Source organism: Arthrobacter sp. FW306-04-A, from assembly GCF_044358315.1.
Lineage (GTDB): Bacteria > Actinomycetota > Actinomycetes > Actinomycetales > Micrococcaceae > Arthrobacter.
On sequence record NZ_CP084559.1, the window covers coordinates 436126 to 452230 of the forward strand.

The following is a 16105-nucleotide window of genomic DNA, read 5'->3' on the forward strand; positions in this document are numbered from 1 at the left end:
GGGGCTTCGGGCATGGTTTTCGGTCCGGGGCCTCAACCCCCGGACAACTGGTCCTCGAGATTGAAGATTTCCGTGAGTTGGAGGAAGCCTTGGTCCGGCGCCCGTGCGTCGTCTTCGAACAGGAGCGCCATTTCCGCCTGCCACCGGGCATTCACATCGCTCAGGGCCATGCGGGCACGTGCCGCGTCGAAATCGTCGCATTCCACGTACCCCACCAGCAGCCCGTCGTCGGCCAGGAATAGCGAGTAGTTGTTCCAGCCGGCTGCCTTGAGTTCGCGGAGCATCTCCGGCCACACGGCAGCATGGCGGCGCCGGTATTTGGCAATCTGGCTGGGTTTGACCGAGGAACGGAAGCATACGCGCATGTGGATTCTCCTAATTGGCCGCGAGCGATGACCGGCCCAGCTGGTCCGTGCGGGTAGGGTCGCGGCTCTGGCGCGTCGACGCGATCCGCGGCGACTCCGCCGAGATCTCGCTTCTCGACCTCCCCGAGAGTGACACCTGGCCACGGACCACGGCACCCACCCGAGCACGCACTCAAGCTCCCTGCTTATTTGATGCCGGTGGTGGCGATGCCTTTGACCAGGAACTTCTGGCCGATGAGGAAGGCGATGAATACGGGCAGCAGGGACACGACGGACATGGCGAACATTGCACCCCAGTCCGTGCTGGACTGGGCGTCGACGAAGCTACGGAGGGCCACGGGGACGGTGAACACGTCCGGGGACGTGAGGTAGATGAGCTGGCTGAAAAAGTCGCTCCAGGTCCAGATGAAAGTGAAGATGGTGGTTGTGGCCAGGGCTGGTGTCATCAGTGGGAGGATGATCCGCAGGAAGATACGCGGGTGGCCGGCCCCATCGATCCTCGCCGCTTCGTCCAGTTCACGTGGAATTCCGCGGATGAACTGGACCATCAGGAAGGTGAAGAACGCGTCGGTGGCCAGGAACTTGGGGACGATGAGAGGTGCAAAAGTGTTCACCCAGCCGATCTGCGAAAACAGGATGTACTGCGGCACGATCACGACATGGATGGGGAGCATGATCGTAACGAGCATGGCGGCGAACATCCACTTCTTGCCACGGAACTCCAGCCTCGCAAAAGCGTAGGCGGCCATCGAACAAGAGACGAGGTTGCCCACAACGGCGCCCAGCACCACGATCGCTGAGTTGATCAGATAAGTCGAGAAAGGCGATGTCAGGGCGTTCCAGCCGTTGGCGTAGTTCTCCATGTGGGCCTCGGTCAGCCACAAGCCGGGAGCACGGAATACGTCCTCGCTGGGGCGAAACGACGACACGACCATCCATAGCAACGGGTAGATCATCACTATCGCCGTGGCGATCAGGACCGCGTGTTTGAGGACACTCTTGGCCCGCGACCGCGCGCTCCGGGTGAAGCCGACGGCGCGTGGGCCGCCGGTGGGTTTCTGCCCTTCCGGTGAGCTGCGGGGGGCTGGGGTTATGGCGTCGGCGACGACGCGGCTGGCTGTAGTGAGCGGGGCTGATTCAGTCGTCATAGAAGACCCAAAATTTCGATGCGTAGAAGTTGACGGCGGTGAAGGCGCCGACGATGACCAGCAACACCCAGGCCATGGCCGAGGCGTAGCCCATGTCGAACTGGCCGAAGCCGCGCTGGTAAAGGTACAGGGTGAAGAACATCGTCGAATCGGACGGGCCACCGGTGCCGCCGGAGACAATGAAAGCCTGCGTGAAGGACTGGAACGCGCCGATGATCTGAAGGACAAGGTTGAAGAAGATGATCGGGCTCAGCAGTGGCAGGGTGATCTTAAGGAAACGCGTAGAACGCCCCGCCCCATCGACCGCGGCGGCCTCGTAGTACATAACGGGGATCTGCCGAAGCCCGGCCAGGAAGATAATCATGGGCGAGCCGAAGGTCCATACGTGCAGCAGGATGATGCTCCCCAAGGCGGTGCTCGGATCCGAGATCCAGCCCGGGCCGGTGATCCCGACCATGGCCAGGAATTGGTTTACCAGTCCTGAGGTGCCGAACATTTGCTTCCACAGGATCGCAACGGCCACGGAGGAGCCCAGCAAGGAGGGCAGGTAGAAGATCGAGCGGTAGATCGGCAAGCCCTTGAGGCCCTTGTCCAAGGCCAAGGCCACGGCGAGTGCGAGGCCGAGTTGCAGGGGAACTCCGACAATGACGTATGTCAGTGTCACGCGGAGGGAGTTCCAGAAGCGGTCGTCCTGCAGCATGCGCGTGAAGTTGTCTCCGCCAATCCAGTTCGGGTCCTGGATCAGGTTGTAGTCCGTGAACGACAAGTACAGGGAGATCAGCATCGGGCCGATCGTGATGCAGACCAGGCCGATGATCCACGGTGTGAGGAACACCAGTGCCGCACGATTGTCCTTGGAGGAAGGCTTGACCTTTCCTTTGCCGCCTCCCGAGTTCTTGCTGAGATTGCCCAGTTCGGTGAGGGCGCTCATTTCTTGGCGTTCTTAATCAAGCCGTCCACTTCGCCCTTGAACGCCGCGCCTGCGACCTCAGGAGTCGAGCGTCCGAAGAGCACGTCAGTGGTGTAGCGGGCGAGAACCGTGGAAACGGTGCTGGTGCCGGCAGGAGGCACGGCCGGCGGATCGGCGAGCTCGGGCTTGATCGAGTTCAGGAAGTTGAGGGCGTTCTTGTCGACGGTCGTGAGGAGGGGCTGGATTGCAGACTGGATGGCCGGCGAGGACGAGAACCCGCGCTCGGTGGTGATGACCTTGGCGACATCGGTGCTGTTGACGAGGTAGTCAATGAACGTTGCCGTTTCGGCGGGGTGCTTGGAACGGGAAGAGGCAGACCAGTACATGGAGGGCTTGTAGAAAAGTCCATCGTCCTTCGGCTTGCCATCCTGGCTCGGGACGCGCAACAGCTTGATCTCACTCCCGGTCGCCTTGGTGAGCGGCCCGAGCTGGTTGGTCCACCACAACGACAGACCCGTCTTGTTCCTTGCTGCCAGGGTCTGCTCGACGGCAGCTGAGACGTCCTCCTGCGCCACGCTTGCGGGGGCCGCTGCCTTAGAGTCCAGGAGCTTCTTCTGGAGCGCCAGGAAAGATGTAATGCCGTCCGTAGTGAACCCCGTCTGGCCATCCTGTGTGTAGAGCTGCTCGCCGCGCTGGCGCAGCCAGATGCTCAGGGTTGAATCGGTGAAGGAGTAGGAAGACCCGTAGTTGACAGCTCCGCCTTTGGAAGCACCTCCAGCCACGGCTGCTGCGGTGGTGACGTAGTCCTCCCACGTCCACTTCGAGTCGTCCGGGATCGCAACTCCCGCAGCCTCGAAGACCTTGACATTGGCGAACACGGCCAAGGCATTCTGGCCGGTGCTGATGCCGTGGAGCTTGCCGCCGTATTGCCCGGCCGCAATCGTGTTTTTGTCGAAGGCTGAGAGGTTCAACTGGCTCTGCTTCGAAAGGTCAAGGAGTGCTCCGCGGCCACCGTACTCGGCGATGTAGGCCAGATCCATCTGGATCACGTCGGGAGCGTCGTTGGCGGCAGTCTGGGTTGCGAGCTTGTCCCAGTAGCCGGACCATACCCCAGGCTCTGCCTGGATCTTGATGTTCGGGTGGGCGCTCTGGAAGGCGTCGATGACCTGCTGCGTTTGCTTGTTGCGGACATCATTGCCCCACCATGCGACCCGCAGCGTCACGGAGCCGTCAGCGTTCTTGGCGCCACCGGTGCCGCAGCCGGCCAGGACTCCCACGGCGGCGGTTCCGGCAAAGAGCCTAAGGGCTGATCGACGGGTCAGAGTTGTCATCATTGTCTCTCCTGAGTCGGTGCGGGGCATTGCTTCGGGAAACGGTGGATTGGGTACGGGATGTGCTTCACGCCACATTGTTTCTGTCATCTAAGGAAAGCGCATTCCAATGGAAATTGCAAAGGTTTCTTCAGCCTGCAACGGACGTAGACCTGACAGCCTGCCCGGCTGGAGTGTGGTGGGGTACTTGTCGTCCCTTCGGATGACGTCCGGAGCACACCGCTGGGACTTCAGCGTCCGCGCCGTGAGAGGTGGGCAGCTTCTTGACACTTATCAAGCCCTTTGATACTTTTCGGAAACCGCTTTCCGTCAATGCTGGTCCTGCGCGCAGTGCGGGTGTGCGCACACCTGAGTCGGATGTTGAACTTTTCCAACTGGCTACCGCTTGTGTGGCGGCCAAAGAGCACCCAATCTTCAGCGAAAAGAGGCAGGTCAGTGAGCGAAACAGCCCGGCGCAGTGCCCTCCCGGGCTACGAGGATTGGCCGGCTTATATCCAACAGACTCCACCTCATGAAACCGGCGCTCCGGCTCCGCAGGAGCTCGCGGAGGCGCTGGGAGTCCCTGCCGGAGGAAAGGTCCCGGCTGTTACGGTCCACTGGGAAGAGACGTACGACGGCGTCACCACCTCACAACTGACCTGGCAGCTGGGTTTCGGCCCACGGAGCTCGGGCTGGTTGGTGCACCCGGCGGGAAGTAACGGGCCACTGCCCGGCATCCTTGCCCTGCACTGCCACGGCGGCAATAAGTTCGGCGGCGCGGACAGGTTGGTGGACCTTCCGGCGGACCATGACGCTTCGTTATCCGGCCGAGCTGCACGGGCCGTCCACTATGAAGGCCGGGCCCTTGCCTCGGAGATCGCCCGCCAGGGCTTCGTGGTCCTCGCCCACGACGCCTTTGGCTGGGGCAGCCGCCGCTTCGACCTCTCCCGGCCGCCGCGGCGGACTGCTGTGGCGCTCGAGGCGCAGGAAGCGCAATGGCGGCAGGACGGCGTCGTACCTTCCGCCCCTGAACGCTACAACGCGGCCGCCGCCGCGCACGAGGACACCATCGCCAAGGCCGCCGGGCTGCTGGGAACGAGCATGGCGGGGATGGTGGCGCACGACGACCTTGCCGCGCTGGACATCCTGGCCCTTCTCCCGAGCGTGGATCCCGGAAGGCTGGGCTGTGTGGGCTTTTCAGGGGGCGGCGGCCGCGCACTGGTCCTGGCGGCCCTCGACTCCCGGATCCGCAGCTATGTGGTCACCTGCATGATGACCACCTTCCAGTCGCTCCTTCCTGCATACCTGGATGCCCACTCCTGGCTGCTGCAGACTCCCGGCCTCTGGAAGCTCGGCGATTGGCCCGAGCTGTCTTTGCGTTCCGCCGCTAAGGGATTCCTGGTGCAATATGCCCTGGCAGACGAACTCTTCCCGGAGGCGGGCATGCGAGAGGCCGACAGGATGCTCCTGCAGCTCCATCCGAAGGCCTATACCGGCAGCTTCTGGCCCGGCGGCCACATTTTCACCGCGGCGATGCAGAACGAAGCTATTCGCTACTTGCAGGCTTCGCTCGGCGCGGTCACGAACTCCTCCCGACCCTTCCCACAGCCATCGAGGACGCACTGATGACCCAGCAATCTACAGCCACCAGCAGCCGCGCAGAGGCCGCGCCCGTACCATCCCCGGTTCCACGCATCGTGCTGGTGGGCGTCCACGGATTCGGCGAGCAGCACCTGGCCAACCTTGCCCGGCTGGAGAAGGTCGGCGCACTTAAGCTGGTAGCGGTAGCCGATCCTAATCCTCCGGAACCAGGGCAGCTGGCTGGTTCGGTGGCCGTCTTCAACGACCTGGGAGGGTTGCTCGGAGCAGGCCTTGCGGCTGACGTTGCAATCCTGGCGACGCCTATCCAGACGCATGCCCAGTTGGCCAAGGCAGCCCTGACTGCGGGCATGGACGTGTACGTCGAAAAGCCACCCGTGGCATCCCTCGCACAGTTCCACGATCTCGCTGCGGCGGCCGACGCCGCGGGCCGCCTGGTCCAAGTGGGCTTTCAAAGCCTCGGTTCCCATGCCCTGCCGGCCATCCGGGGCGCAGTGGAGCGGGGCGACATCGGAGACGTCCTGGGCCTCAGTGCCCGCGGTGAGTGGATGCGCAACAAGGCATACTTCAAGCGGTCCCGCTGGGCCGGAATGCGGAGCCTGGATGGCGTCGACGTGGTGGACGGCGTTGCCACCAATGCGCTGGCCCATGCCGTGGCCACCGCCCTGCATGTGGCCGGGGCACATACCCTGGCGGATGTCGCTTCGGTGGAACCCGACCTGTACCGAGCCCACAGCACCCAAAGCGATGACACCTCCGTCATCAAAGTACGCACCACAGCTGGCAGGACGCTGCTGTGTGCCCTGACCCTGTGCGCGCCCCGGCAGGAGAACCCGTCCGTGACGGTTCACGGCACCAAGGGTGAAATCACGTTCTTCTACACGGAGGACGAGGTGGTCACGACCACCGCCGCCGGAGAGCGCCGCGAAACGTTCGGCCGCACCGATCTGCTGGAGGACCTGCTAAGGGCCCGGGGCACCGGAGCCCCGCTGCTGTCCGCGCTGAGCCATGCCGGCGCATTCACTGCAGTCCTTGAAGCCATCCGCACTGCTCCTGCTCCCCATGAGATCCCTTCAGCGTTCCTTACGTGGGAGGGGCAAGGGGATGACGCGCATGCCGTGGTCCGGGACATTCCGGAGCTGCTGGAGCGGGCCGTCAAGGCCCAGGCAACCTTCGCCGAACTGGGTGTTCCCTGGGCGCATGCGCTTCCTCCCGTGCGGACGCTCGCCGTTGACGGACGCGTTGTCGCAACCTACCAGGACGGGAGCCGCATCCGGGTTGCATCGTCACCCCGGCCGTACCTGCACCCGGTTCGCACCCTCGGCGGAACTGTGGTCACCGACCACCAGCCGCTCGATCACGTGTGGCACCTGGGGGTTGGCGTTGCCCTGCAGGATGTAGACGGAGTCAATTTCTGGGGCGGCAGGACGTACACACGGGAGGCCGGAGAATACATCTGGCGTCCGGACCACGGCATCATCGTGGAAACGGGCTCTTCCGCGGACGATGGGCGGCTCAGGGAGACCTTGAGCTGGAACGACGGCCCAGACGGCGCACCGGTCTTGGCCGAGGAGCGCATCTGGACCTGGAAGGCCGTGAGCCCGGATGCGTGGAAGCTGACCCTGGATTTTTCCCTCATCCCCGTCGGGAACCAGCCGGTCAGCCTGGGGAGTCCGGGATCCAACGGCCGCCTTGGCGGCGGTTACGGCGGGTTCTTCTGGCGGCTGCCGGAGGGTGAAGGCGCCACCGTGTGGACGCCGGCGGGCACCGGTGAGGCGGAGACGCACGGAAGCATCACGCGCTGGCTCGCCTGGTCAGGAAGGTTCAGCGCCGGAACGTCGGACGGAAGGACCGAACCCGGTGGGGCCGCGAGCACTGCCACCCTGGTTTTCATTTCCGCAGAGGATTGCACCGATCCCTGGTTCGTGAGGGTGGACGGCTACCCGGGCGTCGGCCAGTCGCTTGCCTGGGACGCCCCTGTCACTTCGGAGCCGGGAGTGCCCGTCCGCCGCAGCGTGAGCGTTATCGTCGCGGACGGCATCTTGTCCACGGCCGATATCGAAGCACTGACCAACCAGCAAGGGAATGACTCATGAGCCAGACAAACGCGGGCGTGGCTGCAGCTCCCCCCGCCGCGGCCATGGGCGGCCGGGTGGCCCCTGCCGCCGCAGAGGACCGGGCCATCAAGCGCCGGAGGGTCCTGGACATCCTCGACGCCACGGGCCGGGACTCGTTGCTGCTCACCACCAATACGGCGCTGACGTGGTACCTCGACGGCAGCCGTGTGCACATCAGCCTCGCCGGTGACCCGATTGCGGTGCTACTGGTGGACCGGGACGGCGACCACTTGGTGGCCTTCAACAACGAGGCCGCCCGGCTGGAAGCTGAAGAGCTCCCGGCGGGGGTCAGCCTGCACCCCCTGCCCTGGTACGCGAACCTTCAGGAGTCGGCTGCCGCCGTCGGACGAGCTCGGGCGGGCAACGCCACAAACCCTTCCAGACCGCACCACCAGGCTGCCCCTTTGACAGAAGGGGAGGTGGCGACGGAACTGCGGGCCGCCCGGCAGCGGCTGCTTCCGGCCGAAAGCGCACGTTATGCCACGCTGTCCGGCGAGATCGCAGTAATCCTTACCGATGTCCTTTCTGCGGCCCGGCCGGAGAACACAGAGTTCGAGCTGGTGTCCGCCCTGGCAGGGCGCGTTGTGGCCGCCGGGGCCGAGCCGCTGGTGCTTCTCTGCAATGGCAGTTCCCGCAGCGGGTTCCGGCACCCCCTGGCCACCCACGCCGCTCTTGGCCGCCGGGCCATGGCGGTGGTGTGCGCCCGGCGGGACGGCCTGATCGCCAACATCACCCGGTGGGTCAGGTTCGACGCCGGAACCCCGCAAGAGCGCGACGCAGAGGCGCGCATCGCTGCTGTGGAAGCGGACATTTTCGATGCCACCGTCCCGAATGCACGGCTGGACGGCATATTCGCCGAGATTCAGGCCGCCTATGTCCGCCATGGCTTCGGTCCGGACCAGTGGGAACAGCACCACCAGGGCGGCCCCGCCGGTTATGCGGGGCGGGATCCTCGCGTCACCGCCAATGCCACCGACATTGTGGTTTTCAACCAGTCCTTCACCTGGAACCCCTCAGGACCCGGCGTGAAAATCGAGGATACGGTGCAATTGACGGAGTCCGGCCTGCGCGTCCTGACCATGGACCCCCGTTGGCCGGTGGCCACTGTGAACGGGCGGGAGCGGCCGGTCACACTACAACTGTAGGGAGCCTTCCGGGCCCTCCTACTCGATTTGTTCAGGCACTGGATTCAGGCACTGCGGCAACTACGGGAGCACCAGTTCCCCGTCCACGCGGCGCGGGATGCCCAAGTGGTTGCTTTCACGCAGTGCCGGGTGAAGGATCGCTTCCGGGGCGTCCTGGTAGGCAACAGGGCGCTGGAAGCGGCGCACCGCCGTCGCCCCCACTGAGGTGAAGAGGGAGGTGGTGGCGGGGTACGGGCCGCCGTGCTGCTGGGACCAGGTGACGGCGACGCCCGTGGGCCAGCCATCGAACAGTACCCGGCCGGCCAAGCCGGAAAGCTGCTCCACCAGGCTTGTGACCTCCTCGCCGGGCTGGGCGTGCACGGTGGCGGTAAGGCTGCCCGGAACCTTCGCCAGGACGGCAGCGAGATCCTCGGCCCCGGTGTATTCGATCAGCAGGGTGGTAGGGCCGAAACACTCCTCCAGGAGCTCGCTGGGGCGCTCAAGCACAGTGGCTGCGGAGGTGGAGAACACTACGGGGGCTGCACCATCGGCGGCCGCGTCCTGCTCCACAGTGCCGGCCGCCACCTTCACCCCGGGGACGGCAGCGAACTGATGCAGGCCGCCGGGGTAGGCTTCGGCGATTCGGTGGGTCAGCATGCGCGCGCCCGGCTTGTCTTTGCTGGCCGCTGCCACCTCCGCCGCGAATCCTGTTCCTGCGGGAATGAAGACCAGGCCCGGTTTGGTGCAGAACTGGCCCGCGCCCAGCGTGAACGATGCGGCGAGCCCGGCGGCCAACTCACCGGAGCGGGCCGCCAGGGCTGCCTCCGTGATCACCACGGGGTTGAGGCTGCCCAGTTCACCGTAGAACGGGATGGGGTCCGGGCGTGAGGTGGCGAGGTCGAACAAGGCGCGGCCGCCGGGGATGGAGCCGGTGAAACCGACGGCTTTGATAGCGGGGTCCTGCACCAGGGCAGTGCCCGCTTCCCGGCCGCTGACCAGGGCGAACAGGCCCTCGGGTGCCCCTGCCGCCCGCAGCGCCCCGGCGACGAGTTCCGCCGTGCGTTCGGAAAGCTTCACGTGTCCTGAATGCGCCTTGACGATCACCGGACAGCCGACGGCCAGCGCTGATGCGGTGTCGCCGCCGGCCACGGAGAATGCGAACGGGAAGTTGGACGCTGAAAAAACCGCCACCGGTCCAAGAGGCCGCAGGATCCGGCGCAGGTCGGGCCTGGGCGGCGTGGCACCAGGATCCCCGTGATCAATGATGGCTTCGAGGTAGGAGCCTTCAGTGATCACGCGGGCGAAGAGGCGCAGTTGCCCTGTGGTCCGCGCCACCTCGCCGGTAAGCCGCGGGGCACCAAGGTTCGTTTCGGCGTCCGCAATCTCCACGAGTTCAGCGGCATTGGCGTCCAGGGCATCCGCCACGGCGGTGAGCCACGCGGCGCGTTCCGCGTCGGAAGCGGCGGCCGCGGTTTTGGCTGCGTTCGTGGCGGCAGCAGTGAGTTCAGAAAGGGACAGTGTTGCAGTGCTCACGGGGTTTCCTTCTCAGATGTGCTGCGGTTTAAAGTTCCCGAAAATCCTTGAACCTGAAGCCCAGCCCCTGCTGGTCCGCCAGGGTTACCCGGCTGTTGCCGAACCGGACGGGTGAAGGGCCGGCCAGGATGCCGAGCTGTTCGAAGGATGCTTCCTCCACGTCCTCCACCAGTGTTGGCTCAGCCAGCGTCAGGGCCAATTGCCCGGACAGCTCCGGCAGCAGGTGCGGCATCACCCGGATGCTGTTGGTTCGGGCCAGTTCAACGATCCGCCGGAACGGGGTGATACCGCCCACCCGGATGATGTTCGGCTGGATGATGTCCACTGCTTCAGCTTCAATGAAATCGCGGAAACGGTAGGTGGTGTGCACGTTTTCGCCGAGGGCGATGGGCACGGGTGAGTGCTTGCGCAGCCGGCGGTAGGCCAACAGGTCATCCGCCCGTAGGGGTTCCTCCAACCACTCCAGCCCGAATCCGGACAGGACCTCCAGGGCACGGAAGGTGGCGGGCAGGTCCCAGCGCTGGTTGGCGTCGATCATCAGCTTGCGGTCCGGGCCGATGACTGACCTGACGGCAGCGACGCGTTCGGCGTCCTCGCGCAGGTCCGGCTTGCCCACTTTGATCTTGACCGCCCGGTGCCCGGCCGCGACCCAGCGTTCGGCCTGCGCCACGAGCTCGTCCAGGCTGTAGTGCAGGTTCACCCCGGAGCCGTAGACCTCGGCGGAATCCTGCCGCTGGCCCAGGAGGGCTGTCACGGACATCTCCGCCTGACGGGCCTGGAGGTCCCAGAGGGCCAGGTCCACTCCGGCCATGGCGATGGTGGTCAGGCCGCCCCCGCCGGCCTCGTGCAACCGCTTCCAGAGCTCGTCCCAGACTGATTCAGGGTTCGCTGGCAGGCCGGTGATGAACGGCGCGATGTCATAGTCCAGCAGCGCTTTCACGGCCTGCGGCCCGATAGTAGGGGTCCACGAGAAGCCATATCCTGTGCCGCCGTCTTCCGTGTGCAGTTCGGTGACGATGACATGGTTCTCCGGCGCTTCTGCCCCCCAGCTGCGCCGCAGCGGAACGGTGAGCAGCCGGGTGGACAGGCCGGTGATGCATGGCACCGTGGGGACGGTCCCGACGGCGGGGGCGGCAGTCATCAGCGGCCAGCCAGCTCGTAGCCCTTGGCGAGGATGGCCTTGAGCTGGACCAGTTGGTCTTCAGTGGGGTCCAGCAGTGGCGGCCGCACCGGACCGACAGGCAGTCCGCCTAGCCGAAGGCCGGCCTTGATCAGTGAGACGCCGAAGCCGGGCGTCTGGTCACGGAGACGGACCAAGGGTGCGTAGAAGCCCTCCAGCAGGGCGTTGCGGCGCTCCTCATCTCCGGAGTCGTAGGCATCGTAATAGGCCTTTGCGATCTCCGGTGCCATGGCGAACGCCGCGGAAGAGTACAGCGGGATACCCAGGCCACGGTAGGCGCCCTGGGTCAGTTCGGCAGTGAGGAGCCCGTTGAAGAAGGCAAAGTCCTCCCGTCCGGTTGCCTTGACGGCGGTAACGATTTCCTGGGCCAGGCCTACGTCGCCCAGCCCGTCCTTGAAGCCAATGACCTTGGGGTTCGCTGCCAGCCGGGCCATGGAGGCGGCGGTGAATTTGGCGTTGCCACGGTGGTACACGATGACGGGCAGGCTGCTCGCGCCGGCAATGGCCTCGACGTACGCCACCAGGCCCTCGGTGGGCCCTGTCACCAGGTAGGGCGGGAGGACCAGGATGGCGTCCGCACCGGTTTCTTCAGCCGCACGGGCGGCCGCGAGGGCGTGGCCGAGCGGGCCGCCAGCACCGGCCACTACCGGAACTTTCCCGGCCACAACCTCGACGGCGGCAGCCACCACGGTGCGCACCTCCTCGATGGACAGTGCGTGGAATTCGCCCGTGCCGCAGGCCGGGAACACGCCGCCGGGGGCGAATGGAAGGCGCGAGCTGATGTGCTGACCGAGCAGGTCTGTGTCCACTGTTCCCTGAGGGGTGAACGGGGTAACGGGGAAGAACAGGACGCCGTCGAATTTCATGGTGTCTCCTTAGCTCCGCGGGCGGCCGTTGCCATCGCCGGGGTCTTGTCGTTGGGGGGAATGGGGGTGGTGAGCTCGGTGCGCCAACTCCTTCGGGGGTGCCAGCCGAGTAGTTCCTGCGCCTTGGCAATGGAGAAGGCGGGGCTGGTGCCGGTAAGGCCAGCGCTGAGGCCTTCGCTTCCGGGCAGGAATTGGGGCATCAGCTCCGACAGCGGTGCCGTGGCCAGGGCATCGGCAGCACCGACGAAGAACGTTTCGCCGTTGGGAATGGCGTCCATGTTGGCTAGAAGCAGGTCGAGGAAGTCCGCTACGTCGCGCGCGTCCACGTAGTTGAACAGCGCCGGCGCGGAAAGTGCCGGGTCCGCCAGCCGCTCGGCCAGGGTGTGGCCCTGCTGGGTGGGCGCTCCGGCCCACTCCTCGGGGGAAATGACGTAACAGGGACGGAATGCAGCGTAGCGGATCTTCTCCCCCTGCGCGGCGGCAAACATCTGAACGGTCTGTTCAGCGATGAGCTTGGACAGCGCATAGGCGTTCCACGGCTTCGGCGGAGTGCGTTCGTCCAGTGGGAACGACGGCGGCAACCAGCCTGCGGGTGAGCCGTAGCCCAGGACGGTGGGGCTGCTGGCCGTCACGATCTTTGGCACGCCCACCTCCGTCGCGGCGCTGACCACCGAGAACGCGAGGCGCGTGTTCGTAGCGAAAATGACGTCCTCCGGCGCACTGAAGGGGACGGCGATCGCCGCGAGGTGGATGACGGCGTCTGGCATTGTCTCCCGGAGGAGGCGCAGTGCCTCGCCGGGTGCCAGCAGGTCACCGGTTATCTGTTTGACACCGGGCGGGAGCTGCCCGGGCGGTAAAGCATCGCGGTCCACGGAGATTACCTCGTGGCCAGCGGAAGCAAGGCCCGCCACCACGCTGCGTCCCAGTCGGCCGGAGCCGCCGGTGACAAAGATCCTGCTCATGAGTGTTCCTTAGGTTTCAGGGGCGGGGCTAGGCTCCGCGGCGGAGGTCAGCGCCGAGGTCCAGGTCTTCGATGCGGACGGGGAGGGAGGATTCCAGCGAGCGGTTGCCGGCGATGCCCACCGACACCGAGCGCAGTCCGTCCAGGTAGCCGGAGGGCCGGCCAAGCGGATCCTCGCCGGGGCCGTTGAAGAGGTCTGAGAGCAGGAGCTCGTCGCCGCCGCCGTGGCCCCCTTCACCATTTACGATCGGCACCTCGTAGGCGGCTTCCCAGTGGCGCTGGACCACCAGACGTTCTCCGTTGCGGCGGACAGCGTCTTCCTCCTCTATGGGGGTGGCGCTCGGGTCAACCACAGTCTTCTTGTCCGTGCTCCTTAGGACGGCCGCGCGTTCCACCACTTCCAGTTCCGCGCGGCCTTCTGTCCCGTTGACTGCCACGCGGTAGCCTTCCCACGGACTATGGGCGTTCAGCGAGTAGCTCAGGCGCGGACCACCTTGGTACTCCACAACAAGCGCCAGGTTGTCCTCGATGGTGATGCCGCCCATAAAGACGTCCTGGTCCCGGAGATAACCGTCGTAGTGCTCGTTGTCCAGGAAGAGGGCCTTGAGGCGCTCATCCTCACGCAAGTCCAGTGCAAACGGATCCTTTTCGGCACGTGCGGGTGTACCGGCGTCGGGCGTTCCACGCTCCGGACGGGGACCCAGCCCGCGCTCGGCGGCGTTCTTGTCGCCGTAGAATTTAAGGCCGCCGGAGGCGAATACGCGCTCGGGGACATCCTCCAACCACCAGTTGACCAGGTCGAAGTGGTGGGATGCCTTGTGGATCAGCAGGCCGCCGGAGTTCTTCTTTTCGCGGTGCCAGCGGCGGAAGTAGTCCGCGCCGTGGACGGTGTCCAGAACCCAGCTGAAGTCGATGGATGTGACCTTGCCGATCGCGCCGCTCTGGATGATCTCCTTCAGGGCACTGTTGCGCGGCGAGTAGCGGTAGTTGAAGGTGACTACCACGTTGCGGCCGGTCTCTGCCACGGCCCTGGTGATGCGGCGGCAGCCGTCCGCGTCGATGGTGAGCGGCTTTTCAACCACGACGTCGGCCCCCGCCTCGAGCGCCTCAACGATATAGTCCGCGTGGGTGTAGTCCGGCGTGGTCACCACAACGCGGTCGATGTTATTGGCCTGGATGAAGGCGGTAAGATCCGCCGGATCAAATGCGGCGATAGGGACTGGCGAACCGAGTTCCTGGATGAGCTTCTGATAGAACTCCACGCGGCCGGGGTTGACGTCGGAGAGGGCAACTAGTTCCGCGGTGTCCGCGTGTTTGCCGAAAATCGCGCGGATGTACATCTCGGAGCGTCCCCCGGTGCCGATGAGGGCGATGCGGGCCTTGGCGTGCGCGCCCGACTCCTGGGCAGCTGACTCCTGAGCGTCTTCGGGCACGTAGCCCGCCCGTTCCGAACTGATGGTAGGGGTGGCAGAACTCGATTCGGCTGTGTTGACCATGTGGGTCCCTTTCGAAGGCTCAATACCCGGCCGGCTGCGACCGTTTTGGTGCTCCGGGCCCGTGGCCCTGGAGTGCGCATCAATCTACTGGGAAAGCGCTTTCCAAATCCCTTACAAGATTTTTATCAATGGACGCATAGTCTTGTCAACCCCGATCCATCTAGAGGAAAGCGTATTCCCAAAAATGAGGGTATGAGCAGGAATCCACTGGTCCTGCGCGGAGCGTCCCATGCATTCCCCAGGATGGAGGAATGATGGGCGGCCGGACTCACGAAGGGCCGAGGCCTCTGGTCATGTTCGCTTCGGTGGCGTCGTTTCGGTGCTGCGCCGTAGCACAACCTCGCCGGCGACAGAGGATCGGGCGCTGGCGTCCTCGGCCCCGTCCCGATTGTTGGAGCTTCCGAGAGTGGCGAGCCTGCCGATCTCCTCAAGAGGCAGGCTCACCGTGGTGAGGGCCGGGCGGAAGTCCCGCAAGGTTTCAATGTCATCGAATCCTGCAATCAGTGCGTCGCGGGGGATCCTCAGGCCCTCGGAGCGCAGTGCTGCCGCGGCACCGATGGCCATGACATCGTTCGCCGCAAAAATGCAGAGCCGGGCCCTGGCGGTGCCCGCTGATTGTCCGGCTTTGATCCGGGTTGCGAGCTGGAGTCCGGCTTCGTAGCCGCCCTCGCGGTCGAATCCGCTGCGGATCACCTCAGCCTTCGGCCGTCCGAGGTCAGTCAGACCTCGCTGGAATCCGCGGATGCGGTCATCTGATGTCAGCCGTCCTTCCGGGCCGCCGATGATGACGAAGTCGGCTTGGTTGCCGGCCGCAAGTTTGGCCGCGAGCTCCGCAGCCAGTTCTTCGTTCGGAACGGAAACCACGTGGTAGCCGTTCGGATCGGAGGCTCCGACGATGCCGTGGCCCACGACGCCGACCTTGCCGCCATTGCGGCAGTACCGGTCAAGTTCGGCCGCGAGCGCGGCGTTGCCGTCCTTATCGCCAGGCTGGGCGGACCGGGATCCCGCTATCACGATTGAGTCCGCCCTGCGCGCGGCGAAAGCGGCCACGGCGGCCCGTTCGTCGGCAGGCGTGCCTTCCGTGGTGGCCAGCAGTACCATCTTGCCTTGTTCCCGTGCCGCGGCCTGGACGCCGCGGGCTATGGCCGAGAAGTAGGGGTCGGCGATGTCGTGCACGATCAGCCCGATCAACCCGGAGCGCGCTCTTGCGAGGCCCTGGGCCTGCGCATTCGCGATGTAGCCGAGGGCGTCCGCCGCCTGCCGGACGCGCTCGGCGATCTCCGGTGCAGGGGTTCGAGCGGAACCATTGAGCACCCGGGACGCAGTGGCGGGGGAGACGCCGGCCAGTTTGGCCACTTCGGACAGCGTGCTTGCACTCACGGACAACTCCTCTTCCAACGCCTCAGTCTTGGACACTTTCAGCAACATCCGATTATTGCAGCCCCGGCTCCCCGAGGGAAAGCGATTGCCAGACACGTGGCAGCGTGTCATGATGA

General features: G+C 65.3%; 13 protein-coding genes. 3 read left to right on the plus strand and 10 right to left on the minus strand.

The annotated features are described in order from the left end of the window. Positions 1 to 32: 32 nt before the first annotated feature. The 4 genes from LFT43_RS02130 to LFT43_RS02145 form a co-directional block, all read right to left on the minus strand. On the minus strand, positions 33 to 365 hold the full coding sequence (locus LFT43_RS02130) for an L-rhamnose mutarotase (protein WP_395800800.1): 333 nt from the start codon (positions 363 to 365) through the stop codon (positions 33 to 35). 185 nt (positions 366 to 550) lie between these two features. Next, positions 551 to 1513 carry a carbohydrate ABC transporter permease gene (locus LFT43_RS02135; protein ID WP_395800802.1) on the minus strand — a complete coding sequence of 321 codons (963 nt, stop codon included), beginning with the start codon at positions 1511 to 1513 and terminating at the stop codon, positions 551 to 553. Next, positions 1503 to 2444, minus strand: coding sequence for a carbohydrate ABC transporter permease (locus LFT43_RS02140; RefSeq protein ID WP_395800804.1), 942 nt, complete (start codon positions 2442 to 2444; stop codon positions 1503 to 1505). The genes LFT43_RS02135 and LFT43_RS02140 overlap by 11 nt, the downstream gene beginning before the upstream one ends. Then, complete coding sequence (locus tag LFT43_RS02145; protein ID WP_395800806.1) at positions 2441 to 3757, minus strand: ABC transporter substrate-binding protein; 1317 nt, start codon at positions 3755 to 3757, stop codon at positions 2441 to 2443. The genes LFT43_RS02140 and LFT43_RS02145 overlap by 4 nt, the downstream gene beginning before the upstream one ends. Before the next feature lie 432 nt (positions 3758 to 4189). On the opposite strand from LFT43_RS02145, the gene LFT43_RS02150 reads away from it, so the two are divergent. The 3 genes from LFT43_RS02150 to LFT43_RS02160 are packed head-to-tail and all read left to right on the plus strand — an operon-like array spanning position 4190 to position 8594. Then, entirely contained in the window at positions 4190 to 5359 is a 1170-nt protein-coding gene (locus LFT43_RS02150) for an acetylxylan esterase (protein ID WP_395800808.1), read from the plus strand. Then, on the plus strand, positions 5359 to 7428 hold the full coding sequence (locus LFT43_RS02155; protein WP_395800810.1) for a DUF6807 family protein: 2070 nt from the start codon (positions 5359 to 5361) through the stop codon (positions 7426 to 7428). Before LFT43_RS02150 ends, LFT43_RS02155 begins: the two co-directional genes overlap by 1 nt. After that, positions 7425 to 8594 (plus strand): M24 family metallopeptidase, encoded by a 1170-nt coding sequence (locus tag LFT43_RS02160; RefSeq protein WP_395800812.1) that lies wholly within the window; start codon positions 7425 to 7427, stop codon positions 8592 to 8594. Before LFT43_RS02155 ends, LFT43_RS02160 begins: the two co-directional genes overlap by 4 nt. Positions 8595 to 8654: 60 nt before the next feature. Here the strand turns inward: LFT43_RS02160 and LFT43_RS02165 are convergent, their stop codons facing one another. The 6 genes from LFT43_RS02165 to LFT43_RS02190 form a co-directional block, all read right to left on the minus strand. Continuing rightward, positions 8655 to 10106 (minus strand): aldehyde dehydrogenase (NADP(+)), encoded by a 1452-nt coding sequence (locus tag LFT43_RS02165; RefSeq protein WP_395800814.1) that lies wholly within the window; start codon positions 10104 to 10106, stop codon positions 8655 to 8657. Positions 10107 to 10134: 28 nt separating this feature from the next. Further along, the gene (locus LFT43_RS02170) at positions 10135 to 11247 is read right to left on the minus strand and encodes a mandelate racemase/muconate lactonizing enzyme family protein (RefSeq protein WP_395800816.1); all 1113 of its coding nucleotides are present in this window, start codon (positions 11245 to 11247) and stop codon (positions 10135 to 10137) included. Beyond that, the gene (locus LFT43_RS02175) at positions 11247 to 12152 is read right to left on the minus strand and encodes a 5-dehydro-4-deoxyglucarate dehydratase (protein WP_395800818.1); all 906 of its coding nucleotides are present in this window, start codon (positions 12150 to 12152) and stop codon (positions 11247 to 11249) included. The genes LFT43_RS02170 and LFT43_RS02175 overlap by 1 nt, the downstream gene beginning before the upstream one ends. Beyond that, positions 12149 to 13114: an NAD-dependent epimerase/dehydratase family protein gene (locus tag LFT43_RS02180; RefSeq protein ID WP_395800820.1), complete on the minus strand. Its 966-nt coding sequence runs from the start codon at positions 13112 to 13114 to the stop codon at positions 12149 to 12151. Before LFT43_RS02180 ends, LFT43_RS02175 begins: the two co-directional genes overlap by 4 nt. A gap of 28 nt (positions 13115 to 13142) precedes the next feature. Continuing rightward, the gene (locus tag LFT43_RS02185; RefSeq protein WP_395800822.1) at positions 13143 to 14609 is read right to left on the minus strand and encodes a Gfo/Idh/MocA family oxidoreductase; all 1467 of its coding nucleotides are present in this window, start codon (positions 14607 to 14609) and stop codon (positions 13143 to 13145) included. 291 nt (positions 14610 to 14900) lie between these two features. Beyond that, positions 14901 to 15989, minus strand: a complete 1089-nt coding sequence (locus LFT43_RS02190; RefSeq protein WP_395800824.1) for a LacI family DNA-binding transcriptional regulator — start codon at positions 15987 to 15989, stop codon at positions 14901 to 14903. Positions 15990 to 16105: the final 116 nt, after the last annotated feature.